Annotated in this window: 16 protein-coding genes; 8 read left to right on the top strand and 8 right to left on the bottom strand. The window is 35.5% G+C overall.

Annotated features, from left to right (window positions below; translation table 11 throughout):
- Positions 1–198 precede the first annotated feature (198 nt).
- A complete protein-coding gene (gene dnaK / locus A3EM_RS0101395; RefSeq protein WP_020526368.1) occupies positions 199–2148 on the top strand; it encodes a molecular chaperone DnaK in 1950 nt (649 codons plus the stop codon).
- A 103-nt stretch (positions 2149–2251) separates the two neighbouring features.
- On the opposite strand, the gene A3EM_RS0101390 is transcribed toward dnaK, so the two are convergent.
- The 6 genes from A3EM_RS0101390 to A3EM_RS41160 form a co-directional block, all read right to left on the bottom strand.
- Complete coding sequence (locus tag A3EM_RS0101390) at positions 2252–7042, bottom strand: IPT/TIG domain-containing protein (protein WP_020526367.1); 4791 nt, start codon at positions 7040–7042, stop codon at positions 2252–2254.
- A 77-nt stretch (positions 7043–7119) separates the two neighbouring features.
- The gene (locus A3EM_RS0101385; protein ID WP_020526366.1) at positions 7120–8421 is read right to left on the bottom strand and encodes a fibronectin type III domain-containing protein; all 1302 of its coding nucleotides are present in this window, start codon (positions 8419–8421) and stop codon (positions 7120–7122) included.
- Positions 8422–8424: 3 nt separating this feature from the next.
- Positions 8425–9231 carry a hypothetical protein gene (locus A3EM_RS0101380; RefSeq protein WP_020526365.1) on the bottom strand — a complete coding sequence of 269 codons (807 nt, stop codon included), beginning with the start codon at positions 9229–9231 and terminating at the stop codon, positions 8425–8427.
- 18 nt (positions 9232–9249) lie between these two features.
- On the bottom strand, positions 9250–10371 hold the full coding sequence (locus tag A3EM_RS45375; RefSeq protein ID WP_020526364.1) for a hypothetical protein: 1122 nt from the start codon (positions 10369–10371) through the stop codon (positions 9250–9252).
- Between the two features lie 792 nt (positions 10372–11163).
- Positions 11164–12831 carry a VRR-NUC domain-containing protein gene (locus tag A3EM_RS41165; protein ID WP_020526363.1) on the bottom strand — a complete coding sequence of 556 codons (1668 nt, stop codon included), beginning with the start codon at positions 12829–12831 and terminating at the stop codon, positions 11164–11166.
- Positions 12832–13007: 176 nt separating this feature from the next.
- Positions 13008–13574, bottom strand: a complete 567-nt coding sequence (locus tag A3EM_RS41160) for a DUF4136 domain-containing protein (protein WP_020526362.1) — start codon at positions 13572–13574, stop codon at positions 13008–13010.
- Between the two features lie 564 nt (positions 13575–14138).
- Between A3EM_RS41160 and A3EM_RS0101360 the strand changes: the two genes are divergently transcribed.
- The 3 genes from A3EM_RS0101360 to A3EM_RS0101345 all read left to right on the top strand — a co-directional run bounded on the left by A3EM_RS0101360 (position 14139) and on the right by A3EM_RS0101345 (position 16029).
- Positions 14139–14639 carry a cupin domain-containing protein gene (locus A3EM_RS0101360; protein ID WP_020526361.1) on the top strand — a complete coding sequence of 167 codons (501 nt, stop codon included), beginning with the start codon at positions 14139–14141 and terminating at the stop codon, positions 14637–14639.
- A gap of 178 nt (positions 14640–14817) precedes the next feature.
- Complete coding sequence (locus A3EM_RS0101355) at positions 14818–15303, top strand: hypothetical protein (RefSeq protein ID WP_020526360.1); 486 nt, start codon at positions 14818–14820, stop codon at positions 15301–15303.
- 195 nt (positions 15304–15498) lie between these two features.
- Positions 15499–16029 (top strand): RidA family protein, encoded by a 531-nt coding sequence (locus A3EM_RS0101345; RefSeq protein WP_020526358.1) that lies wholly within the window; start codon positions 15499–15501, stop codon positions 16027–16029.
- 62 nt (positions 16030–16091) lie between these two features.
- On the opposite strand, the gene A3EM_RS0101340 is transcribed toward A3EM_RS0101345, so the two are convergent.
- Positions 16092–16922 carry a phosphatidylinositol-specific phospholipase C/glycerophosphodiester phosphodiesterase family protein gene (locus tag A3EM_RS0101340; RefSeq protein ID WP_020526357.1) on the bottom strand — a complete coding sequence of 277 codons (831 nt, stop codon included), beginning with the start codon at positions 16920–16922 and terminating at the stop codon, positions 16092–16094.
- Positions 16923–17192: 270 nt separating this feature from the next.
- On the opposite strand from A3EM_RS0101340, the gene A3EM_RS0101335 reads away from it, so the two are divergent.
- The 4 genes from A3EM_RS0101335 (at position 17193) to gldB (ending at position 22924) form a co-directional block, all read left to right on the top strand.
- On the top strand, positions 17193–17639 hold the full coding sequence (locus A3EM_RS0101335) for a type I restriction enzyme HsdR N-terminal domain-containing protein (RefSeq protein WP_020526356.1): 447 nt from the start codon (positions 17193–17195) through the stop codon (positions 17637–17639).
- A 42-nt stretch (positions 17640–17681) separates the two neighbouring features.
- Positions 17682–19355, top strand: coding sequence for a carboxypeptidase-like regulatory domain-containing protein (locus tag A3EM_RS0101330; protein ID WP_020526355.1), 1674 nt, complete (start codon positions 17682–17684; stop codon positions 19353–19355).
- Positions 19356–19435: 80 nt separating this feature from the next.
- On the top strand, positions 19436–21772 hold the full coding sequence (locus tag A3EM_RS45370; protein WP_157637699.1) for a glycoside hydrolase family 113: 2337 nt from the start codon (positions 19436–19438) through the stop codon (positions 21770–21772).
- A gap of 132 nt (positions 21773–21904) precedes the next feature.
- The gene (gene gldB / locus A3EM_RS0101315) at positions 21905–22924 is read left to right on the top strand and encodes a gliding motility lipoprotein GldB (RefSeq protein WP_020526353.1); all 1020 of its coding nucleotides are present in this window, start codon (positions 21905–21907) and stop codon (positions 22922–22924) included.
- Positions 22925–23483: 559 nt separating this feature from the next.
- On the opposite strand, the gene A3EM_RS0101305 is transcribed toward gldB, so the two are convergent.
- Positions 23484–24845: a S41 family peptidase gene (locus A3EM_RS0101305; RefSeq protein ID WP_157637698.1), complete on the bottom strand. Its 1362-nt coding sequence runs from the start codon at positions 24843–24845 to the stop codon at positions 23484–23486.
- Between the last annotated feature and the right edge of the window lie 120 nt (positions 24846–24965).

Here is a 24965-nt window from a genome sequence, read left to right as displayed (position 1 = left end):
AAACTTTTTAATTCTCATTTTGTCAGTTTACAGCTCAATTTTGATTTAGATTGTCAGAAAATCTTTTTAAGAAAATAGTGTAAATTCTTTACTCTTTATTTTTTGTGACATTCTGTCATAATCATACCCTTGGCATAAGCATTGATAAATCAAAGGTAAGGTTTGAAAATTTATAACAGTAAAATATAAAATTAGATTATGGGAAAAATAATAGGCATTGATTTAGGTACTACCAACTCTTGTGTGGCTGTAATGGAAGGAAATGAGCCGGTTGTAATACCTAACAGTGAAGGAAGGAGAACCACTCCTTCAATTGTTGCTTTCCTGGATAATGGCAAAGGGGAAAGAAAAGTAGGTGATCCTGCAAAAAGGCAAGCCATCACCAATCCACAGAATACAATTATGTCCATAAAAAGGTTTATGGGTAAAAAGCATTCTGAAGTAGGAAATGAATTGAAAACTGTTTCTTACCAAATAGAAAAAGGAAGCAACGATACCAGTAGAGTAAAAATAGGAGATAGACAATATACTCCTCAGGAGCTTTCGGCAATGGTACTTCAAAAAATGAAGCAAACTGCTGAAGATTACCTTGGAACAACTGTGACTGAAGCTGTAGTTACTGTTCCTGCATATTTCAATGATGCTGAAAGACAAGCGACCAAAGAAGCTGGTGAGATTGCCGGTCTTGAAGTAAAAAGAATTATAAATGAGCCAACAGCGGCTGCTCTTGCATATGGTCTTGATAAAAAAGATCACGATGAAAAAATTGCGGTGTTTGACCTTGGTGGTGGTACTTTCGATATCTCTATCCTTGAATTAGGAGATGGAGTTTTTGAAGTAAAATCAACTAATGGAGATATTCACCTTGGTGGTGATGATTTTGACCAGAAGATTATTAACTGGTTAGCAGAAGAGTTTTTAGCTGACGAAGGAATTGATTTAAGGAAAGATCCTATGGCACTTCAAAGATTAAAAGAAGCTGCTGAAAAGGCAAAAGTAGAGCTTTCTAGTTCTTCTAACACGGAGATAAATCTTCCGTACATCATGCCGGTGGACGGAATTCCAAAACACCTGGTAAGGTCTCTATCAAGAGCGAAGTTTGAGCAGCTTTGTGATGATTTGATCAGAAGAACCTTAGAACCTTGTAAACTTGCTTTAAAAGATGCTGGTTTAACTGCATCAGATATTGATGAGGTGATTCTTGTAGGTGGATCTACTCGTATTCCAAAAATCCAGGAGGAAGTAGAAAAATTCTTTGGAAAAAAACCATCGAAAGGTGTTAATCCTGATGAGGTAGTTGCAATTGGTGCTGCAATCCAGGGTGGTGTTTTAACTGGAGAGGTAAAAGATGTATTACTTCTTGATGTTACTCCGCTTTCATTAGGTATTGAAACAATGGGTGGTGTATTTACCAAATTAATTGAGGCAAATACTACAATTCCAACTAAAAAATCACAAGTATTCTCTACTGCTGCTGATAACCAGCCATCTGTTGAAATTCATGTGTTACAGGGTGAAAGACCAATGGCCAAGGATAACAAAACCATCGGTAGATTCCACCTTGATGGTATTCCACCAGCACCAAGAGGAGTTCCTCAAATTGAAGTAGCATTCGACATTGATGCTAATGGTATCTTGCATGTTTCAGCCTTAGATAAGGGAACTAACAGAGAGCAGAAAATTAGAATTGAAGCTTCTTCAGGTTTGACTGATGAAGAAATTCAAAAAATGAGAGATGAGGCTAAAGCCAATGAGGAGGCTGATAAGGCTGAGAAGGAAAAAATTGAAAAGGTGAATGCTGCAGATTCTCTGATTTTCCAAACTGAAAAGCAACTTAGTGAGTATGGTGATAAGCTTTCTGAAGGTAATAAGACTGCTATTGAAACAGCACTTACTGACCTGAAAACTGCGCATACTGCTAAGGATATTGCAGGAATTGATAAAGGAATGGAAGCCCTTAATGCTGCGTGGCAGGCTGCTTCTCAGGAAATGTATCAGGCTTCTGGTGCAGATCCAAATGCGGCTGCAGGTGGACAACCAGGTGCAGAACCGGGACCAGATGCAGGAGCTCAGGCAAATGCAGAAGGAGGGGGAGATGATAACGTTACTGATGTGGAGTTTGAGGAAGTGGATAATAAGGATAAGTAATCAGCTGATTACTTTGATCTAGAATAAATTAAAAGGCTGTTGGATTTCTCCAACAGCCTTTTTTATTTTCCTTTTCACGAAAACACTTGATAGTGGATCCGTCCTATTTTACCAGCATTTTTCTTGTGTAGATTTTTTCAATATTTTGTCCTGAAACTTTTAGCTGGTAAATGTAAAGGCCATGGCTAACTTTACTTCCATTTGTTCCATCTCCGCTCCATGTAGTTTCGTAAAATCCAGATTTGAATTTTTGATCGATAAGCATATTCACTTCTCTACCCAAATGATCATAAATGGTGAGGGTGACATGAAATTCTTCCTGAGCACCTGGAAGTACAAATGGAATGTTGGTAGAAACCTCTAAAGGATTAGGGTAAGCGTTACCAAGGGCGACTTCGCCCATGTTCAGGTTATCAGAAATGTAGTCCTGATCACCGAAATAAATTTTAAACTTCCTTTCCGGGCTATTTGGGTAGGTGTGCTGAGTATTTTTTCGCATGTCAATCACCTTTCCGGATGCTAAATCTACCAAAATCAGGCTTTTATCATTATCCCCAAAATAAGAGTTGTCCCAGTTCATTTCGATGGTTGGGCTTAATTCATGATTGGTATTCACCGAAAATTCCCATGTATGTCCCTCAGATGTAGAAACTATGTCCTGAGCAAACCTTGGGAAAAAATATTCCGGATGGGAAAAATTAGTTTCTAAATAAGACAGGAAACGGGGCAGCGCCATTTGATCATATCTATCCTTGCTTAATTCTGCATATGGATGCATACCTAAAGCTCCAATACTATTTTTTATTTCTCCGGCTGTTAAACTTAAATCTACTTTCCAGGATTCCTGATCTATTGCATTTTTTTCCACCAGGCCTTTAGCCATTCTTCCTCCTGATGGAATATTTTGCTCAATTGGAATTTTCAATTCAAATGATCCATCACTAAAAACAAATCCTCCCTCGAACGCCTTAAGCACATCTCCATCCTTAAATCCTCTATTAAATACTTTAAGGTTTTCTGAGGATGAAAATCCAGGATTAAAGTTAACAATGTCAGTCCAATTTACATCGAAGGTATAAGGGTTGCCGATGAGGTTCCATCCTTGCTTCAAAGAAATGGTAAAAGGTTCATCATTTGGTAATTCTGTTGTTCCCTCTCCTGTATCAATAGATTTGGTTGATCTAAATACAGAGTCTGCATGTCTCATAATAAGCCAATACCCCTTGCCTTGTTCCAGGGTAGTAAAACCTGTTTTAAATTCAATGTTATTACCATTATTGTAATGCCATAACCTCCAAAGCGTATTATCATAAGCTTTTAAATCATCTTCCAAAGCAACGGTAACACTTTGATGATTGGGTCTGTTTAGAGGGAAGGCAATTATTTGGTAATCATCTTCTTTAGTCCCATAAATAAATTCAGTGGCATCTTTTGTAATTCCGTCCGGGAAATTTTTATATACTGGTATTGGGTCTGTAGTGAAGTTTTTCCCATTAGCAGAATAAGATAACTGGACTTTTATACCAATCCCGTCCTGATCAAAAGGAAGGTCCTCAAATGTTTCATTGACCAAGCCTTTAGCGGGGGCTACTGTAAAAGTTTTTGAAGCCGATTTATCAGGGAATTGAATACCTGAGTACATTAATTTTAATTCTGAAATTGTCGTGTTTTCTTCAAATGTGGCTGAAACTGCAAGGCTATTCAAACCATTGTTGACGAGTCCATTTGGAGTAAAATTGATAATAGGATTCTCCCCAGGTGGAATAATGATGGTGTCTTTGGCCTCTACAGTAAAGCCATTTGGAAGGGTGTCAGTTTCTCCATTAAAGGCTGAAACAACAATATTTACCACACCTTCAGGTATATCAGGAACGATAACCTTAACCTCAGTTTCCCACCAGCCTCCATCAGCGATTTCGGCATTTGAATCTCCAAATTTAACAAATCCATTGCTTCCTGCAGCTGGTCCAAAAGCTTTTCCGCTAACAATTACCATATCTCCAGGTTTCCCTTTCAATAAATTCAGACTATTTATTGTTGGAATAATTGAAAATGCCCCTTTACTCGATTCTCCACCTTTTTCTACAGTAACTTCTATATTCCCACTTATATTCTCGGGTATTTTAACCTGGATTTCATTATCAGTTATATTTTCAATATTTGCCTCGGTTTCCCCAAAAGAAACTTTTACAGTAGCTTTATCAGTTCCAAATCGTTTCCCCATAATTTTTACAAGGGAACCATTTTTGCCTTTTCCTGGATCGATAGCGGTGATTTCAGGACCTGTAACAGGTTTCGCGATGATTTTTAAATCAGCATTTGCATCTTCCTTACCATTATTACTAATAACCTTTATCTCAATATTGCCTAGTGTGGTCCCTTCCGGAACAGTAAATGAAATGTTATTATCCGCCCAGGAGTTTGGGGTAATATTAGATCCGGCTAATTGTAACTGTCCCTGTTCTGCAACCGGTCCAAATCCACTACCCTCTACAGAAACTTGTTGCCCCTCATGGACCTCAGCAGGTTTAATACCGGTAATTTCGGGAACTACACCAAAAGTAACCGCATCTGATTTTGCATTTGAGGCTTCTACTTTTAAGCTCACATCATTGTGAATGCCAGTAGGTACAGTTACATTTATAGAAGTATTACTCCAATTATTAATGGTGGCAGGAGAATTTCCAAATGATACAATACCTGTGGTATTTCCAAATCCTTTTCCTACAATGGTGACATCATCCCCAATTTTATCTTCTAATTCGGAATTACCTTCATCAATTAGCGGGATTACTGAATAAAGAACTGCTCCCGAATTTGCTGAGAGCCCACTAGTAGTCTTTACAGTAATAGGCTGATCCCCAAAAGCTTCATTGGGAATAATTCCTGAAATTGAAGTATTTGTCCAGGTTTCAATTGATGCATTTAAAGATCCAAACAATAATTCTCCATTTAAAATACCAAAATTATTACCGCTTACTGTAAATTTTGATCCCGGGCTTCCCGATTTTGGGTCAAAATCCGAAATTGATGGGGATAACGTGACTTTAAATTTAGTGGGGAAAACCCCAGTCTGATTTCCTACTTTTACAGAAACATCAACTTCTCCTTCCAAATTGATTGGAACAATGGCCACAATTTCTTTTTGTGACCAACTGCCAGATTTTATCAAGGCGGTCCGTGAACCGAATTTTACCACACTACTTCCCTGAGTACTTCCAAAACCGTTTCCGGTTAAAGTGACCTCATTACCTGGTAAACCACTGGTTTTATCAAGGTTAGTAATCTCCGGAATGATTGCTAATGTTTTACCAGCGCTTTTATTCCCGTCAACTTCCACAGTAACACTTACATTACTGCTTAATCCATCAGGCACTTTTAGCTTAATAGAAGTCTGGCTCCACACTACACCGTCCTGATCAGAGGAAACTGTGACTGAACCAACGTTTACCTGTCCGGCAGAACCAAACCCCGAACCCGAAATGGTAACCTCATCTCCAATCTTGGCAGCGGGGTTTACTATTTCATTAATTGCAGAAATCACTTTGAATTTCTCAGGAGCAACTGCTTCTTTACTATCAGAAGTAATGATTTTCACCTCCACACTTCCACTTATTCCTGCAGGAACAGAAGTCTTTATTGAAGTTCTGGTCCATTCTGTAATGGCATTTCCTTCGATAATTATATTCCCAAAACTGACTTTTCCCTTATCTGTCCCAAAATATTCTCCTGAAATGGTAACTTCTGTCCCGATTGTACCCTGATTGGGAGTAATGGATGAAACGGAAGGGTCATTTACCAGGGGTTCAGGTATGGCAAAAACAAATAAAGCTCCTTCGGAAAATGCACATGTATATAAATATTTATTATCAGAGGAGATGGCCATGTCAATTGGTCGATTCATGGTTTGTATTACCACTTGTTCCAGGGAAAAATTTCCATTATCATCATAAGTATAAACTGAAACCCGATTACTTGATTCTGCTGAAACATATACAAAATTTTGATTGCTTATCGGAGAGACCAATACTTTTCTAATCCTATCTAAATTATCGTTTGTTTTGTGTTCAACTATATCCTTTTGAATTAATTCACCAGATGAAGGGCTTCTACTATAAGATAAAAGAGAAAAATCATTTCTATTACCAACAAATACAAATTTTCCATCCTTAGAAATATCCACTCCGAATGGGCCCAGCTGATCACTGGAAGCATCATTACCTCCTGCATCATAACGTTTTACAAAACTAGCAGCAGACCAATCTGCGTTTTTGTTAACCAGGGTAACAGATTTATTTCCAGCTTCAGTTACGTATAAATGTTTATCGTCAGGGGAAATAATTAATTCTCTTGGAAATTTAAATCCACCTATAGTATTTTTAATGGATAGTTTACCAGAACTTAGATCTCTTTCATAAATCAAAATATTATTGCCTTTTACTTCTACTAAAATCAAATATTTCCCATCCTTATCCTGGCTAAAGTGGAGAGAGTTTGGTTCATGAATATTTTCAATGATGTCCTTGTAAGTAATTTTTCCATCTGTTTTATTGATATCAAAAAGGACTAATTTTCCATCAACATTACCAGTATTTACAGCACAGGCATATAAAAAATTACCATCAGGAGAGACAATTAATGAGTTTGCGCCATTAAGTTTATCTTTGTCTTTAAATGCATCTACAAAGCTTAATTCACCTGAGGGTTCTTTTTTATAAATATTAATAAAACCTTCAAATGATGCTACATAAATGTAATTATTATCTGGGCTAACAGCAGCTGAATGAGGTAAAGTAAGGTCTCCATCTGTGACCTTATCCACTAATTTTAATTGCCCATAAACAGTGGGAATAGTAATGAAGAATATCAATACTATTTGTAAACTCTTTTTCATAGTTTCAGTTGTTTGTAAAATGCTATTCGTATGGCTTTAATTGGCCGAAAGATTTGCTGAATTGATATGGATATATATTAAGGCTTCCCAGGCTCAGCCAAAATGGAATTTCCAGTGTTTCCTCCTGGTTCATCCTTTTTATCACCATCACCGGAATCTCCAGCTACCAAAACTCCAACAACGGCACCCGCCACAATTACAGGAGCAACTTTTAACCATAAAGGTACTTTTCTGGATATTTTAAATTCCTTACTGATAGCCTTGTTTCTAGAATCCTGAGGATCACTTACTCTAAACTGGTAGCCGGTGCCTGCATTATATAAATCCGGACTCCAACTGAAAGATCCATCCGGATCATTATTGGAAATGGTATTGACAAGCCTTCCGTTTTGTAAAATTTCTAATTTACTTCCAATTCCACTTAGGCTATTTGCCCAGGTAATATTGTAACTTTTCCCTTTTACATATTTCCCTTTTATTTCTGTAAAAGAATAGCTCTGAACCAGAGGTTTAGGTAGGGTTTTAATAGGTGTAATGTCACTTTTTTCAGATACACGACCAGTTTTTTCCTCCTTGGCTATAATGTGAAAACGGTATTCAGAGTCTGCTTCAAGATCAGAAATATCAAAAAATTCATTTCCTGTTACTCCAATTAACTTATCGTTCATATAAACCTCATAAGTAATTGAATCCACTTTATTGGCAATAGGCGTCCATGAAATCCCTAATTGATAGATTTCCTGTTTATTAGCCATTATGTTTTTGGGGATATCCAGAGGAATTTTTTTAATTTCCTCATTTATATGAAGGGCAGGATTATAAAAGACTACACTTACAATTAAAGGAACCCATTTATTATTGATTCTTTCTGCTTTTATCGTAGCAACCCTTTCAGTTTGCGTATAAGAAATGTTTTTTATCCTATGTTTACTGTTAAATTTACTTTTAAAATAAACTTCAGTATAAACATATTCATCTTGTTTTACACTGAAAAGTGTGATATCTGAGAATTCAACTGAATTTTCGCTTTTCTTTTCATAGAAGAGTTCATAGTCATTTAAATACCTCTTTACTTTTAAATCCTTTACATTCTCAAAACTTGTATTATTGGGATCAATGTCGTCCTCAATAATCACATCAGCATCTTTGAAAATCCGGTTTCCTGATTTAGGATTATAACTGTTTTCTGCAATCTCTTTCTTCTGGTATTCTCCTAAATCAGGGTCGTTCAGAAGATTTAATAGTAATTCAAACTCTCCTACAAATCCCTCTGACAGAAATTTTATTTCTTTCTGATCACTTTCGGAAAGTTCCTGACTAAAAACTGAAAAGTACGGTGCAAAAAAGGCAATGGCGAAAAGAAAAATATAGTTTTTCACAGGTTAATTTAAATTTAAAGCTTTCAATTTGTAGCTTTCTTTCTGCGAATCGTCCATTTTTCTTAATTTACTAATTAGCCAACCTGAGTTTTTAGTTCTTCTCTCAAAATTTTCTACGGTAAAAACCCATCCATTAACTTGTAGAAAGTGGTAAGTGATTTTGTCTACCTGTTTGAAAACAAGAGATTTTGATGGAAGTAAGCTTAAGAATATAGATAGTTGGTCCGCCTGAAAATCGCTACTGACATAATTTCTGATGTTCGAAGTATCAATAAACGCTCGGTCAAGTGAAATGAAGTTTGTACCATGGCTTGCAGGGTTTAGTGATTTGGATTTATTTGTACTAAAAGGAGGTTCAAGGAAATCGCCCTTAACAGCTGAAATAACCCATTTGGTTGATTCAGTTTCAGGTGAATATTCCACCTTCATAATCATTTGCAGAGGATATGATTGCCCCTTATAATCGACAGTACAATTAAGCTCCGCAAACCAATTTGGATCATAAAAGCTAAGAAAATAAGGATTGGAATTAACCAAAGCTATGAATTCATTTTTTTCATCCTTATTCCATGAATTATCCTGCATATTAAAAAGAGAGTTTATCAATTCATCTCTGGTAACTTCATGCCCATTAAAATTTTCTTTTATATATGTTGCAATTAAGGTTTTATCAGAATTGTTGAATCTTTCAAAAAATTCATCAATTTGTTTTACCTCAAAGGCAAACCTTTCTTCATCCAGCCCATTGCCAATCTGGGCCACAGCTGGAATTGCGAATAGTCCAATAAATATTACAAAAAGGAATTTCATTAGAAGTCGTTTGGTTAACTATTTTGTTACTACTACACCGATGTCACCAAGATATACATCCCAGTGTGTTTCTTTTTTCCCCACAACATATTTATCATAGGTTTTTAAGATTACGGTCATATTCTTTTTGGTTACATCGGAATAGACAAGCTGCCCATCGGAATTGTATCCGTCAAATTTTTGTTCCAGAGTTACAATTCCATAATAGTTACCATCCTCATGCTTCTTTATATTACTCACATAAGAAATATTTGACCAGGTAATTTTTATTTCAGAATATTTCAGTAGTTTGAGTCTTTCAAAATACTTTCTGATTTTATATTTCTGTACTTCACTCCGGTTTACAGAAGATACCTCCATAATGGCATCCTCATTCAAAAATAACTTTACAGCAGCATCTATAGCCTCGTTTGCCTTTTGGAATTTTGTGTTTTTATTGGAAATAAGGCTTAAATAGTCGCCTAATTCCTTGGTTTTTGAAAGCGCTTTATCTCTGAAAAGTTGACGGTTAAAATCAGGTAATTCTTCTTCCAGATTATCCTCTGGCATGGTAGGAATCTGGTTTCCTCCCTGTGTGCCCACCATCGCATTATTAAATGTATTTATTTGATCTGCGATTTTTTGGAGTGCTGAAGCAACTGTAACTTTGTCAGAGAAGAATTTATAGTTTCCATCCTTAAATAATATGGCTAATACCTGATCTTGTTTCATTACAGCGTCTTCCCCTGTATTCAAATCTGTGTATTGATATGAGCCACCATTTGTACCCAGGATATTGGCAGGAATGACCCTTTCATCACGGGTAATTATTTTATCTATCTTATTATTCCTACTATTGGAATATTCAACATTTACCAATTTATCCTGAGGCTTGGAATAATAATGATAAGTTCCTAATGGATAAATAAGCAATAATATATCAAAATTAAGACAACTGTTTTTGGCTTCTACAGGGTCATTTTCCTTAATATATTCAACTCCATGCGACATGAAATCTAATTCCTTTAGCGCAAAAGTTTTGCCGTCATTGCGAAAAAGCATTGGACTTTGAGCAAGTGTTTCCAGTGTGAATGCCAGCGTTAAAATGCAACCCAAAGTTAAGTTTATAACAATGTTCCTTTTCAAAATAAGTGTTTTCATAATGTAAAAATTAATAAGCAATTTTACCTAACCGAAAATCAACATTTATTTAGGTTTTATTACCAATCAGTAGTATTAAATTAGTTAAAATTAATAGTTATTCAAGTTATTGTCTGGCTGAACAATTGTTAAATGATAATAGAAATTAAGTAAGGATAATTCTCTAAATTGTGAATAGGGAATTTACAAATAATTTGATTAAAAAAGTAAAAATATCATCTAATTCTTACATTGCAAATGTTTCCCAAGGCTTATTTTGTTAATACTTTCCAAGGTGCGAATTTGATTGTTTTTGAAACTTGTAAAAATGTAGCCCATTTCCTGATTTATCTTCTTTAATTTTATAGTTTAAATTTGAACTTTTAACAAAATATGAATAACATATTGAATATCAGTGATTTGATCTTTGCTGCTGTTATTCTTATTCCAGTTTACGAGTTTTTAATTTGAGAAGGTTTCAGGTAATTCCTGGTGTTTACAAATATTTAGAATTCAGATTATTGAATTTTTACCTTTTTAAGATCAACCATTTTATAACATAATCTTACACTATTAAATCTGTAAAATTTAATATGGGTGAGTTCAGGTTCTACTGCTGAACTAATTGGAATAAACCAAAAAATGCTTTTTCGATTGGGACTTGTTTCATAAGTTAAATTTATCTTCTATTTTAAATTAAAAAGTTGGTTGTTTTGATGTGCTTTGTTAGTTAACATGTAGATAAAACCTTGCTATTAGGTTTACTCTTTCATCCGTGAATTAGAGAAAGGTAACCCTTAAAATGAGGAAAAGTTAGAATTTCTTCCATTTTACATTTAATACTCCTGCCTTTATTTTTTGCTCAGAAAAAAATTCCAGCCAGTAAAGCTGTTGGGAAGAAAGTGTATCATTTGGAGATTTTACTTCGATAAATGAATAACCTGCATCGTCCCAAATGAAAAGATCTGGAAATCCTCTTGTATTTTCCTTTAAGTTTTCAGCCATTTTTAACAATACAGCTTCAATGGCCTGTTTTTTTACTATGCTTAATAGGGCTTTGATGATCGCCAGGGTGTCATCATTCCAGCTAACCATTGGGTTAACTACTCCTAGTTTTTCATTAAAGGTTTGGGTGATTAAGGCCAAAGCTTCATCCTGATTTTGAAGGATAGCTAGTTTTTTTTTGATTTTTTGTCTCCGATTTTTTAAAAATGTAGGTTTGAAAAAATCGGAAGGAGCTCGTTGAAAAGGATTGTGAAGTTGTCCCTGGTCCATTTCAAAAATCTCATCCCAAAGAATAAGTCCAAATAAGTTTCTCCACAAATGATTTTCTGAAAAGAAACCATTTTTACCTTGCTCTTCAAAATAATCCAATACACCAAGTTCTACTTTATTTTTAAAAATATCAGAAACAAAAATGGTTTCAGCTTCATTTTTAACCAATGTGGCAATTTTCTTCGACTTTTTATTGAGAATTTTATTTTTGAAATCCAGTGAGAAGTATTTTTCCTCGGCATTAAAAGGGCTTTCATCAATGATCAGGCAGATATCCAGTGCCTCTTCAAACCTTTCCAGTTTGTAAAGAATGCGGACTTTTCGTTCCCTGCATGGTGGTTCATGGGAGAAGGAATAAATACTTATGGCCTCATTATACATTTTTCTTTGTTCCAGCCATCTTCCTACCCTTGCTGCCAGCTTATTATACCGGTTCATGGCCAGTTCAGAGATTTCCTTATGATCAGAAAGCCAGTTAAAGGTAAATTCATAAACTTCTTCCGGTGGGGCTTCTTCCATCATCAACCGAATAAACTGTCCTGTTTTACTCACTTCATATTTATCTTCAGCTTCCTTCCTGTTCTTAAAATAAGAAGTCATTAAATCCTGATTGAGAGATTCATATTTCAGGTTTCCCACATCTCTAACTACAAAACTGGTCATCTCTCCATGAAGCGAACCAAAATAGAGAAACAGCAGCATTTCGGTTTCCTGTATGAAATTTTGTTTGATCACCTGTCCAAACTGTTGGCTCTCTTCTATGATATCCAACAATGAAAGTTCGTTAAAAGCAAATTCCAGTAGCTCATTTTTACTTAATGATTTGTAATTTTTTGGCTCAATTTCAGTGATGGAAAGCATCTTGTTTATCTCACCTTTATTGAAAATCCTGAGGATTTCCAGTTTGTAATCCTCATGTGCTTCGGTAATAATGCTGGCAAATTCATTTGCGAAAAGGGTATCGCGTGCCTCTTGTATATTTTTAATTTCAGGGTAATTGAATTTTTCGAAACGGAAGAAAATTCCTTTTCTGTTCATCAACCTCAAATACAAACATTGCGCATTTTCCTGCAATTGCTCAAAGCGACTAATAAAATCAAATTCAGGTTCGGAAATAAGATGATCGCTTTTTTCCTGTAGGAATGAAATGACCTCCTGGAAGTAGGTGAGATAATATTTTGGTGGGAGTTCTTTGTTTTCTTGCACTGATAATTTCCTGAAAGTTTATTTCTAAATTACACCATTTGAAATAAAAATAAAAAGGAATAATAAGCACAATTCAAGACAGCTCTACTGGCTGAATGAAATCAAATCAAAAAATAAGGCAGTGTAGTTTTCTTCACTGCCTGGATAATTAAATTCTATTGGAAAGAGGAAATTTTTTATTCAACCTCCTGATTTTTTACCATGTAACCATCTGCAAAAAATCTGTATTGATCGAAAATCGATCTTACAGCTCTTTTTAGATACCTTTCATTATCAAAATCCTTGTTTCCAAATACACCTGCTGCATAGCCCTGCCAAATGACTCTCCTTTGCTTTCTGTCATGCAATAATATTAAAAGGGTTCCTTCTCTCAATCCATATTCTATTGGATCATATTCTTCTTCTTCATCGCCTCTTTTAGACCATGATTCAATATCAGGCTGGTTATAACCCATAAAATCGAAATCATCAAAGAACATTCTATAAGAAATTAGCAAGCTGGGCTTTTTTTCTGTGTATTTATAACCCTGTAATTTCATTCGATACTTTATCGCATCTTCGATAAAAGGGTTGTAAATAGCTTTGTCTTCATCAGAACTGGTTTGATCTACGAAAGTAAAAGTTTTGTACTTTCTGAATTTTCCATGATAGCTGTAGTCTGATTCGATTAAGTAGTCTTTGGAACTGGAACAACCTAAAAATAGGAGGGCACTAAGGGCCAAAATTACACTTGAAGTCTTCATTCTTCTCATTGAATTAAGTAAAGTTAAAAATCCATAAATCTATAAGTAACTGGTTTGTCCTTGCTGATCAAAAAATGCTGGTAATTGCTAACTTAAAAAATTCTTAAAGCAGGTTGGTGATTGGATTTCGTACAAAAAATCTTTAAGAAATTACTACAATATAATAGATAATAGTCAAAATAATAATCTCTAAGTGGGATTAATTGTTCCAAGTGATGTATTATTTATTGTTAAAAATAGTGTTGTATGTCTGGTGATTACTTTTTTAACTGCGTTTTAGTTTTGTGTATTTATGGTTTTATGCTGTAATAATAGTATGTTGTGGTAATTTGTTTGTATAAAATTCTTTTTGTTAAAATTGATGAAATTTTCATGTATTTGTAATGTCTGTTGAAAGATTATTTAAGAAATGCCTATTTTCCTTTAGTGATTTTTAATTTTAAAAACTAAATTTTTAATTTTTTATAGCTGAGACATAGACTTTCTTTCCAAAAGTTTTATTCTTGAGGTCAGAAACCTAATGTTAATTAATTTGCCCATTCAGGAAAACTCGAATTTTAAATTATGGATGCTGCTTTTTGGATAGAAAAATTAGGACTAATTGCCCACCCGGAAGGAGGATATTTTAAAGAGACTTATAGGAGTGATGGTGAAATTGAAAAAGAAGCACTGCCCGAGCGATATACAGGGAACAGGTCCTTTTCAACTGCTATCTATTTTTTATTGAAAGGGAATGAGTTTTCAGCTTTTCACCGAATTGCCTCTGACGAAATTTGGCATTTTTATGCTGGCTCTTCAGTGACGATCCATATGATTTTGCCCGATGGAAAATTAAAGCATGTAATAGTAGGACCAGATATTGAAAAAGGAGAATATTTTCAGGGTATTATTCCGGCAGGGGCATGGTTTGGGGCAAGGGTAAATGAGCCAGATAATTTTACCCTTGTAGGTTGCACTGTGGCTCCAGGATTCGATTTTGCCGATTTTGAATTGGGAAAGGAAAAGGAATTAATAGAACTTTTTCCTCAGCATACCGAACTTATTAAGGCGATGAGTATTCGCTAATATTCTGAAAATAAATCGATTATAATCTTACTTTATTTCCTCCCACTTCCTAAATATTCCCCTTCACTGCGAATAAATATTTTATTGAACGCTTACACACTTGTTTTGAATAACAATTAGCAACTAGTGCCACATTTGGCAAAAGTCAAAATCAAATGTTTTACAAAATTTCACAGCTATGTTCAATATTAGAAATAAACAGCAAACAAGAAAATTAGTAGGTCTTTTGGGAATGATGTTTTTACTTATACTAGGGTTGGGTAAGCCCGTGGTAATGGCCCAGGATTTTAAGGTGAACTATACCAACATTGATGAAAAATATAACCCTGTAATTAAAGGGGGAGTGGAGCGATCGGGAGAGTGGGTATTTGTTTCTTTTGAAATGTCATCTAATCAATCGGATAAGTATTATGGGAGAGCCATTGAAGGGAACAAAATTGCCCTTATGCTGGAGGATAGAAAGGTGATTGTGAAGGATTTTTATGCCTATCCGGAGGAGCAGAATGGCAAACTGATTTACCAGTTCACTTTTGCGCTTAATGAGGAGGAAAGAAAATTAATGGAGGAGCATAATATTGTGAAAATTAAGGTGCAATGGGGAGATAAAGCCAAACCTTCGAAGGAAAAGTTTACAGAAGTTTATTCTGTAAATTATAGTGAGTAGGGTAGGAGATACAGTATGTTGAGAGATGAGCTCAGGCTCTGGAATATTATTTCCAGAGCCTTTTGTCTTTTATCAGGAATGGAGAGTTGTGGAGAATACCAATTATTTAAAATCTAAGACTTTTGGCTTATTACAATTATTAATTGTGATGGCTAACTTTAGCCTTATTTTAAAACACATGCACAAAACCTGTTAATGATGATGAAGTATTTCTTACTCCCGGTTGTTCTTTCTCTTTTTATGGTAAATCTGTTTGCACAAACGGAGACGCCAGAATCAAAACTTGAAAAGGCCGGTATTACTTTGCCGGTACCCGGAAAGCCGGTGGCTAATTATGTGAATTATGTAAAAACCGGAAATCTAATTTTTTTATCGGGAAAAGGCCCTAAAAAACCTGATGGAAAAAATATAGTCGGAAAACTGGGAAAAGACCTGACTATAGAGCAGGGTTATGAAGCGGCAAGGTTTACTGGCATTCAGCAGATTGCTGTTTTGAAGGAGGCTTTGGGAGATTTGAGTAAGGTGAAACGGATTGTAAAAGTTACCGGAATGGTAAATGCTACTCCTGATTTTGTGGACCAGCCCAAAGTAATTAATGGCTATTCCGATTTGATGGTGGAAATTTTTGGGGAAAAGGGTAAACATGCCAGGGCTGCTGTGGGAATGGGTTCACTTCCGGGAAATATTGCCGTAGAAATTGAAATGGTTGTAGAAGTGGAAGAGTAATTTTATTTCACTGATATAGGCCTGAATTTTAAAAATAAGGGATTCCCCTTTAGAGGTTTCCCTTATTCGTTTTTTTGAGTCCGTAAATATTCGCTCAATCCTTCCAGATCATCTGTATTGATGAGGTCCACCCCAGCAGAATAAAGTAACATCCATCCTTGTTGATGATCGGGGGAGGCCCAAAGCCTTAGTTTTTTTCCTTCTTCATGAACCTGTTTTACCAAAGTTTTCAGCTTATTTAGTTCCTTTTCCTTAATTTCCTTTTTGCCATTCCATTTCAATATCTGGTTGAAATTCTGACTGATTACCGGCATTAGTTCCGGACTAATATTTTTACCCAGATCTGATGGTCTCCCGTCCAGACTAACCATCCTGTTTTTTTGACTGGAAACAGTTTCTATAGGGCGATTTCCGGATATGAAAATTTCTACAGGTCCACTAACTCTTTTTCCATTTTCCCACTTTGTTAAAATAGGTGCATAATTTTCCAGGATTTCTTCCAGTTTTTGATAGGTTTTTTCAGCATCTGTTTTAAAATCGATCATCAAATAAAATACCCCTTTATCATTTGGGTAAACCTCTCCATTATTTGAGGTAATTCTTTGAGAAAGAGGTTTCAGGTAAAGGTCTTCCAGGGTCGGCAGGTTATTTTTACCCACAGGTTTATCATGGGCTACATAAAGCTCCCCATCTATTAGTAACACATCAGCTTCTACACTGGAAAATCCATTTTTTAAGGCTCCGAAAAGGGGTTCCTTTTGATGGTAATCATTATGGGAATGGGCATTGGACAGGGGAATTATGTGAGTTTGTGCCTGGAGGAAAGGAAGCTCGGAAAAAAAGTATAAAACAATTAATAGGAGTGCTTTGAGCATTGGAAAGTGGTTGGACATAATGTGATGATTCAATTGAGATTTAATTGTTTGACAATGAGATGATATCACTCAAAATAAATTACTATTGGTACTTTATATTTTTGCTGTAAATCTAAGAATTAAATGTTATCAAATTTTTTCCAAAATGTAAATTCAGTGATTTTAAATTTAACTATGCTCTTGGGAAAAAACTACTTTGCGGTTTTAGGATAATAGGTATAGATATTTTTTGGAATACCCAATATTTTTACGCAATTTGATGGCTTCATTTTTATTCAGCTACCAAAATTGAAACTTAATTTACCCACATTTGACCACAAACTTCAAAAAAGAGAAGGAAAGATTTACATCCTTGATATCATTCGGAAGAAATATGTGCTACTTTTTCCGGAAGAATGGGTAAGGCAGCATTTTATTCATTTTTTATTGAAAGAAGATTATCCGAAAAGTCTAATCCAGATTGAAAAAGGGCATCAATACAATACTTTAAAGAAGCGGACTGATTTGGTAGTATATGGACGTAATGGAAAACCATTTCTTTTGGTAGAATGTAAAGCTCCGCATATTAAAATAAATGAGGCAGTGCTTAGACAAACTATGGCATACAATCAGACTTACCAGGCTCCATTTACTTGTGTTACCAATGGAGTTGACCATATTTTCTTAAGCTACAATACCACCACAAAAAGCTACCATAGGATTAACCAACTACCAGTTTTTGCTGAGGTACTTTGAATTGATTTTTAACGGAAATAATTCCTTAAATTCAACTGAATTATGTATTCGAAAATACTGCTCTTTCACTGTGTTTTCCTGTTTAACTGTACCCAGGTATTCGCCCAGGAAAAGGTTAAAATTTCAGGAGGCATTAAAAGTGAAGAAACCAAAAGTCCTGTCTCATTTGCACATATTAGCCTAGAAGGGAGTAATTATGGAACTGTGGCTGATGAGGAAGGACGTTTTCTGATGTATATTCCTATTCAGGAGGATATTCAACTTCAAATAAGTGCTATAGGTTATCAGTCAAAAACTATTTTTTTTGAGGGCGAAAATATTGACCTTTTGTTAAAGCCTTCTGCAATTATGCTTAAGGAAATGGATATTGTTGCCAACACTTTAGCACCAGAAGCAATTGTAAAAAAAGCGTTCAAAAACATTAAAAAGAATTATATTAAGGAACCTGTCCTATTAAAAACATTTTACAGACATACCTGCAAGGATAACGATAAGTATTGTAGAATGATAGATGCACAAATAAATGTTTATAAGAAAAAAGGCTATGGCAAAATTGAGCAGTATGAGCATAATAAGGATAAATTTGAAGTGAATGAACTGCGGAGAAGTTTTGATCAATCTAATATGATGAAAGGGTGGCATTCTCCTATGGCTTTAGATGTAGTTCTTAAAGGTGATATTGCTGCTTTGAAACAACACTCAGGAAGTAAGAAAAAAATAATCAGTCTTTTAAAAGGTTTTGAAAATTTTGTGAATACCAGAAAAAAATACTTTGATTTCAAATGGGAAGGTTTAATTGAAATGGATGGATCGGAGGTGTATAAAATTGGTTATCAAATGCTTTCTACATCTGATCATAAATCCAATAAGATTGAAGATGTTGTGTATTCTGGCTATTTCTATATTAATTCCACAGATTTTGCCATATTAAAATTTGAAAGTACAGCGAGTTCTAATGATTTGTACACTAAGGTTGATCAAGTTGTTACTTATAGAAAATACAATGGAAAATATGGACTTTTTCATTCCAGGTGCGTGATTTCAAGTTTTCATAAAGATTGTAATGGTCACACTACAAATATTGACCTAATGGTCAATCACATAGAATTTGGCAGGCAGAAGAATATTAACCAGACCAATATTACCCGAAACTATCTCGCTTCTATTCCTTATAATAAATCTTTTTGGAGTCAATATGCTCCAAGGCTTGATGCTTCTATCTCTGATTCCTTAGCCTGGGATCTTAAAACAGATCTTACTTTAACCGATCAGTTTGAAAAAATGAGTGCACTTGAGGAAGGAATTGCTAAAGATATTTTAAAACAGGAAAACAAATTGGATAGCCTTATTGCTAACATTGATTCCATCTTGGTGATAGATTTATGGGCATCCTGGTGTAGACCATGTATGTTGGAATTTCATAAATCAAAATTCAATAGAGAAAAATTTTCCGCTTCAGGGGTGAAATTTTTAATGGTTTCAATAGATGAGGATGTAGATTCTTGGAGAAATGCCATTCTTAATTTTATGATGGATAAAGAAGAGCATATTAGAATTGGGCCCCATTCAGAATTTTTAGAGCAGTTGGAAATGGACAAAATTCCAAGGTTTTTAATTTACCATAAGCAGTTGCTTATTAATGATGATGCGCCTCTTCCACATACTGAACTATTTGTAGATTTAATGGAAAATCTAATAAGTGGGAAGGAAAACTGATTGAGCTTTAATGCTGTTTATACCTGAAAGAAGCTGCCACATCTATTTCAAAGGTTGTTTGAGTGCTGGCAAAATCTAAAATGACTAACATAAACATGATGCAAAATATCTATTTGGCTGTGATTATCTCCTGCGTAATGCTTTGGGGTTGCAATAGCTCCAGAGGTCAGGAGCCTGGAAAAGAACAGGAAAATCCAAAGTTGGTAAGTAAGCGGGATTTGTTTCGGGTTTTTCGAAATCAGAAAAAAGTACTTATGGTTTATGGTTTTGAAAAAGCAGTAAATGCAGAAAAATTTATCGGGCAAATAGAAAGTTTAAAATCTGAAAACTCAGACATTTCCATTGAAGTTAAAGAGGCAAAACAGGTTGCTCAAAAGGATCTGGTGGAAGCTCCCGTATATCTGGTTGGAACGGTAGCTGGCAATCCCTGGATCGAGCGGTTAATTCAAACCTTATCCCTGAAAAATATCCCTCAGGGTTTTGATTTTGCTGGAAAAGCCTATACTGACTCTTCTCATGTTTTCCTTTTTTCATTTTTCCCAAATCCTTATCTTAATCAATCGCCTATGAGTCTGGCAACTGGCACAAATGAGGAAGAAATTTTAAAAGTGATTTCAAATAATTCAGCTGTATCATATTGGAATTCGTGGGGCTATGAAATTTACCAAAATCAGGAAAGAATCGTAATTGGGGATTTTTCTCAAAGTCCCCAAACCATGTGGCAGGTGGATAAAGCCGTTCACTTTGAATTAAATTCAGAGCAGATAAGCAAATTTGAGTCTGGCCATTTCAGATTTCAATCATATGATGAAAGCATCACTGAAAAAGAATTAGAGTCGCTTAGTCTGCAATTTGAGGCTTATTTTGATCAATTAATTCAATTTATTCATTCAGAAAAAAATAATGAGTTAAAAATCAACTATGTGATTTATCCCTCCACCGAAAGAAAAGGTTTAATGACTGGAAATACTGATCAGGTTCATATTGATCATGCCGAAATGGAAATTCATGCTGTTTTGAATGGGGAGTACAAAGGGAACTACCTTCAAATGGAAAATGAATTAGTACTTAGGAGGCTTTTAGGCAAACCTAAGCTCGATTTTATGGAAAAAGGGCTGGCAATTTATTTTACCAAAAACTGGCAAATGAAGGGTTTTCGGTATTGGGGGAGTAAGTTGTTTTATTCTGGAAATTTACCCGCTATTTCTGAATTGGCCAACCCTGAAATTTTTGAAAAAGAGTCGGATATTGTGTTTGGTTGTGCTGCTGCACTTTTGGTAGATTACCTGATTGAAAGTTGGGGAAAGCAGACTTTTTTAAACAAATACGAAAACTGGAATTGGCAGAAGGAGGATGATTTTACTACTTTAGAGGAAGGCTGGCGAGAATATCTGTCAGAACATTATGTCTTGCCTGACAGGCAGCATAATTTAACAGATCGTAATTATCCCTTTTACAAAGGTGTCAATTTTACCCATGAAGGTTATCAGATTTACAATGGCTACATCTCCAATCATGCCAGAGCTTCTTTAGAAAGATTTAAAAATATTGGAGGAAATGCAGTAACTATTGTGCCCTATTCATTTATGCGGGATCCTGAAATTCCAAGCTTTTTCCCTGTTACCAATGGGGCTGGAAGTGAAAATGATGAAAGCGTAATCCATGCAGCCTACCAGGCTAAAAACCTGGGTCTGGCCACCATCCTTAAACCTCAGGTTTGGCTGGGAAGAGGAAGCTGGCCGGGAGATGTGGAAATGAAAAATGAGGAGGACTGGAACAGCTTTTTCCGATATTATTATTGCTGGATCAGGCACTATGCATTACTTGCTGAAATTCACGGGATAGATATGTTGTGTATCGGGACGGAATTTGCCAAAACCACCCAGTCTCATGACAAGAAATGGAGAGAAATCATTGGGAAAGTAAGAAAATTATACAGCGGAAAATTGGTGTATTCTGCCAACTGGGGGGAGGAATTTGAGAATATAAAATTTTGGGATGAACTGGATTACATAGGCATCAGTTGCTATTATCCGCTTTCTGATAAGGAAAATGCGTCTGAAAAAGAACTGCAAAAAGGATTTGCCAAAGTGTTGAATACACTGGAAAAGGTTTCCAATACCTACCAAAAGCCCGTAATTTTGACAGAAATAGGTTTTAGAAGTATCGAAGCTCCCTGGATAACGCCTCATGCTGATGCAGGCCAACAAAAATCCAATACAGCACACCAGGCAAGAGCTTATGAAATTGTATTGGCTGCGATTGAGAAAAAGGATTGGTGTAAAGGTGTTTTTTGGTGGAAATGGCCCTCTACTTTGGATCGGATAAATGTGGATGACAGGCGATTTATCCCTACAGGAAAAGAAGCCGAACTGGTCATGAAAAAATGGTTTGGAAAAGAGGGATTTGGCCATTAAAAGATACCTGGCTGATTGGGGGTAATGTAATGGAAATACTCATTTAAATTAAAGCAATATTTCATGATATTTGCGTAATGTAAAAGGGTGCCATTCCAGGTGCTTTATTTTTTTGACTGTCTTATTTTAAAAATGCACAAAAAGTTATTTTTTTATTTCGCTTTTATCATATTTCCCATTTTGTTTTTAGCCTGTTCGGAAGAGGAAGAAGAAATTCCCGACCTTTCACAGATTCCGAAAATTGATGTGGAATTTACCAGAATCGAAAGAGAACTTTTAATGCCGGAATCCAGAGAAAGCATTGCCAGTTTTATAAATCAAAATCCGGAGTTTTCAGACTTGTATTTTAAAAGAAGTAACTATCCTCACGATTCTATTCTGATTAATACCATTTATGAATTAGCTACAGATGTCCATACGGATACTCTTCTGATGGATACAGAAAAAATATTTGGGGAAATGGAAGATTTAGAGGAGGAGTTTGAGCTGGCATTTCGGCTCGCCAAGTACTATTATCCGGACTTTGTAATTCCCAAAATTTACACTTCGGTTTCCGGGTTTGGAGCTTTTGGCTTTGGTAAAGATTTGTTTATTACTGATAGTGTGGTCGTGATTGGCCTTGAATATTTTACTGGGGTAGGGGGAACATATTTTCCACAAAATACACCTCAATACATAATAAGAAGGCTGGAAAAAGATTACATCGTGCCCAACACCCTTATGTACATCAGCCAGAAATATAACAATTACGATTTTAAAGATAAGACATTGCTGGCGGATATGCTTTATTATGGTAAGGCTATTGAATTTACTAATAAATTGTTGCCCTATAAAAGTGATTCTGTTTTATTGGGATATACCACCGCACAATTGAATTGGTGCCAACAATTTGAAGACCGGATATTTGGGGTTTTTGTGGAAGATAATGTGTTTTATAAAACCAGTAATGACGATAAAAACCGATATGTGGGGGAAAGGCCTTCTACTCCGGAAGTAGCCGATAATTGCCCGCCAAGAATTGGCAGATGGCTGGGATGGCAAATTATTAAACAATTCCAAAAGAAAAATCCGGAAGTGGATTTAAAAGCCCTTATGGATATGAATAATGCTCAGGAAATTTTTCAAAAGTCCAGGTATAAACCTCAGCGGTAATCAGAAATCAGGGCCAGCCAAAATGTGGATTTTTGAGGAAACTTTCTACATTTTGGTGGCTTAAAAATATATTTTGTTTTTGGAAGAATTCCTCTTTATTCCCACCTGCATCTATTTTTGAAATTTTATTTAATGGTTGTTATGACCCGGATTTGACTGAGATTAGGATTTTGCCGCTAACTTGATTTTTTTAACTAAATTTTAACAATAATTTTTTTAGAGCCTGCCTTACCTGGCATTAAATTTTATTTAAACAGTATTAATTAAACCAGTCAACAAAACTAATACTGAAACTAAATGAAAAAATTGGGCTTTATCTTATTCTTAATAGGGTTTTTTGGGGTGTTTTTAGCAGGGATAAATGTTGCCCTGGGAAAAGATAATTGCGAGATATGTTTTTTTAATCATATAGAGCTCAATCTATACAGAGGCCTACAACCATTTCATTTACTGGTATACTCCGTAATTTCATTTTTAGGATTTCATTTAATGGCAGGAAAGCGGCCTGTATTCTGAGAATGCAATTAGCGTAACCTTCCAAACCATCTTTCAGACAGGTCTACTTTTTTCTAATCAAATCCAGAGCAAATTCCAGTTGGGTATCCTTATCCACCACCAAATCTTCTATTTTTTCCTCCACTAAAAAATGCGGCTGAAAAGGTTCAGGAGAATATTTAAAATCATTGTTCAGGTTGAACCGCATGATGGAAATAACCAGTGGTAATTTAGATTCTGGTAGTTCATCTTTTAAAGACATCCCGAAAGTTCCGTCTACAGTAGTCATGCATTCTTCTCCAATCACTTTTCCCAGGCCTTTTTGCTGTATTGCCGCTGAGAAAAGAGCACTAGCCGAGCCTGTCAGGCCATTGGCCAACACATAAGTTTTGCCTTTAAAAATCAGGTCCTTTTTATATCTGGCAGGATTGTTAAAATAAGCAGTATCCAACTCTCCAATTTTAGTTTTTATTGCCCCCCTGGTTTGTTGTCCTTCCCCAGTTCCCCTTTCAATAATTGGCGCAATCAGACTTCCGCAATACAAGAACCGCTTTCGAAACAACCTTCTGGAAAGTTCGCTTTGCTTGAGGATGGTATTAGCCAGAATTTGTTCTTCACCACCAATGTAGGAAAATAAACAGTTCATCCGTTGTTGCGATCCTCCGCCATTATTTCTGAGGTCAATAATAAGTGCCCGTGTATTTCTCAGCTGAAAGGTGACAAACGATTTTTTGATAAATTTTTTGAAATCCTTGTCTCTACCTTCGGAAAAGGATCGGATGATGAGCTGTGCAATGGCTCCATTATTCCAAAATTTTAGTTCATAGGGGAATTTTTTGTTTTGCTTTTTATGGGTTTCTTTTTGTGTGGCTTCGTCAAGTTTTTGAGAAGGTAAGAAAATTTCCTTTACGCTTCCGGAAGGGAAGGTCCTGAATTTGACATTATTCAGGCTATCTATTGGATAAACCATTGGGTAGAACATTTTAAAAAATGATTCTACAATCCTGGTTCGGGTTGCTGATACATTTCCTTCCGTAAGGCTTAATTTTGATAGCCTGTCAATTATTTCCTTCGATGAATTCCCATTTATTTCCAGGATTTCACTGCCTTTTTCGATCAGGTTTTCACCACCCTTTACCAGAAACATTTTATCGGAAAGGATTTTTATATTAATATCAAGGTAGTAGCCTCCGTTTTTCAGGTATTCCTGAAAGGCTTCATTGAAAATTATTCTAAAATGAGTGTCTTTTAATTTTCCGGTGAGCTCGGAAAGTACAGCCGAAAAGTCCAGGGGAGTAAGTTTTTGTTCCACCTCTAGTTCAGCTTTCTGAAATGCAAGTTCAAATTGCTGATTACTAATGTAGGTAAATGGTTGGGGATGAGTGGTAAGGATTAAATTTTTGAGATAGGCAAGATCTTTCCGCATTTCTGCTGTAGTTAAGGTATCCTGTGCGAAAACCTGAACTGAAAAAAGCAGAAAAATTTGTATAGTTAAAAAAATTACCCTTTTACCCATAAACAAATTTACGAAAAAGGGTAATGTAAG

Source organism: Flexithrix dorotheae DSM 6795 (assembly GCF_000379765.1).
Lineage (GTDB): Bacteria > Bacteroidota > Bacteroidia > Cytophagales > Flammeovirgaceae > Flexithrix > Flexithrix dorotheae.
The sequence above is the reverse complement of the archived record's forward strand: the minus strand, read 5'-3'. Positions and strand labels throughout refer to the sequence as shown.

What these genes read in the sequence shown, in the direction of transcription:
- A3EM_RS0101390 (WP_020526367.1), bottom strand. Translation starts at nt 7,042, where the DNA reads ATGAAAAAGAGTTTACAAATAGTATTGATATTCTTCATTACTATTCCC.
- A3EM_RS41160 (WP_020526362.1), bottom strand. Translation starts at nt 13,574, where the DNA reads ATGAAGACTTCAAGTGTAATTTTGGCCCTTAGTGCCCTCCTATTTTTA.
- A3EM_RS0101380 (WP_020526365.1), bottom strand. Translation starts at nt 9,231, where the DNA reads ATGAAATTCCTTTTTGTAATATTTATTGGACTATTCGCAATTCCAGCT.
- A3EM_RS0101340 (WP_020526357.1), bottom strand. Translation starts at nt 16,922, where the DNA reads ATGTCCAACCACTTTCCAATGCTCAAAGCACTCCTATTAATTGTTTTA.
- A3EM_RS45370 (WP_157637699.1), top strand. Translation starts at nt 19,436, where the DNA reads ATGACTAACATAAACATGATGCAAAATATCTATTTGGCTGTGATTATC.
- gldB (WP_020526353.1), top strand. Translation starts at nt 21,905, where the DNA reads ATGCACAAAAAGTTATTTTTTTATTTCGCTTTTATCATATTTCCCATT.
- A3EM_RS0101345 (WP_020526358.1), top strand. Translation starts at nt 15,499, where the DNA reads ATGATGATGAAGTATTTCTTACTCCCGGTTGTTCTTTCTCTTTTTATG.
- A3EM_RS0101305 (WP_157637698.1), bottom strand. Translation starts at nt 24,845, where the DNA reads ATGCGGAAAGATCTTGCCTATCTCAAAAATTTAATCCTTACCACTCAT.
- dnaK (WP_020526368.1), top strand. Translation starts at nt 199, where the DNA reads ATGGGAAAAATAATAGGCATTGATTTAGGTACTACCAACTCTTGTGTG.
- A3EM_RS0101330 (WP_020526355.1), top strand. Translation starts at nt 17,682, where the DNA reads ATGTATTCGAAAATACTGCTCTTTCACTGTGTTTTCCTGTTTAACTGT.
- A3EM_RS45375 (WP_020526364.1), bottom strand. Translation starts at nt 10,371, where the DNA reads ATGAAAACACTTATTTTGAAAAGGAACATTGTTATAAACTTAACTTTG.
- A3EM_RS0101355 (WP_020526360.1), top strand. Translation starts at nt 14,818, where the DNA reads ATGTTCAATATTAGAAATAAACAGCAAACAAGAAAATTAGTAGGTCTT.
- A3EM_RS0101360 (WP_020526361.1), top strand. Translation starts at nt 14,139, where the DNA reads ATGGATGCTGCTTTTTGGATAGAAAAATTAGGACTAATTGCCCACCCG.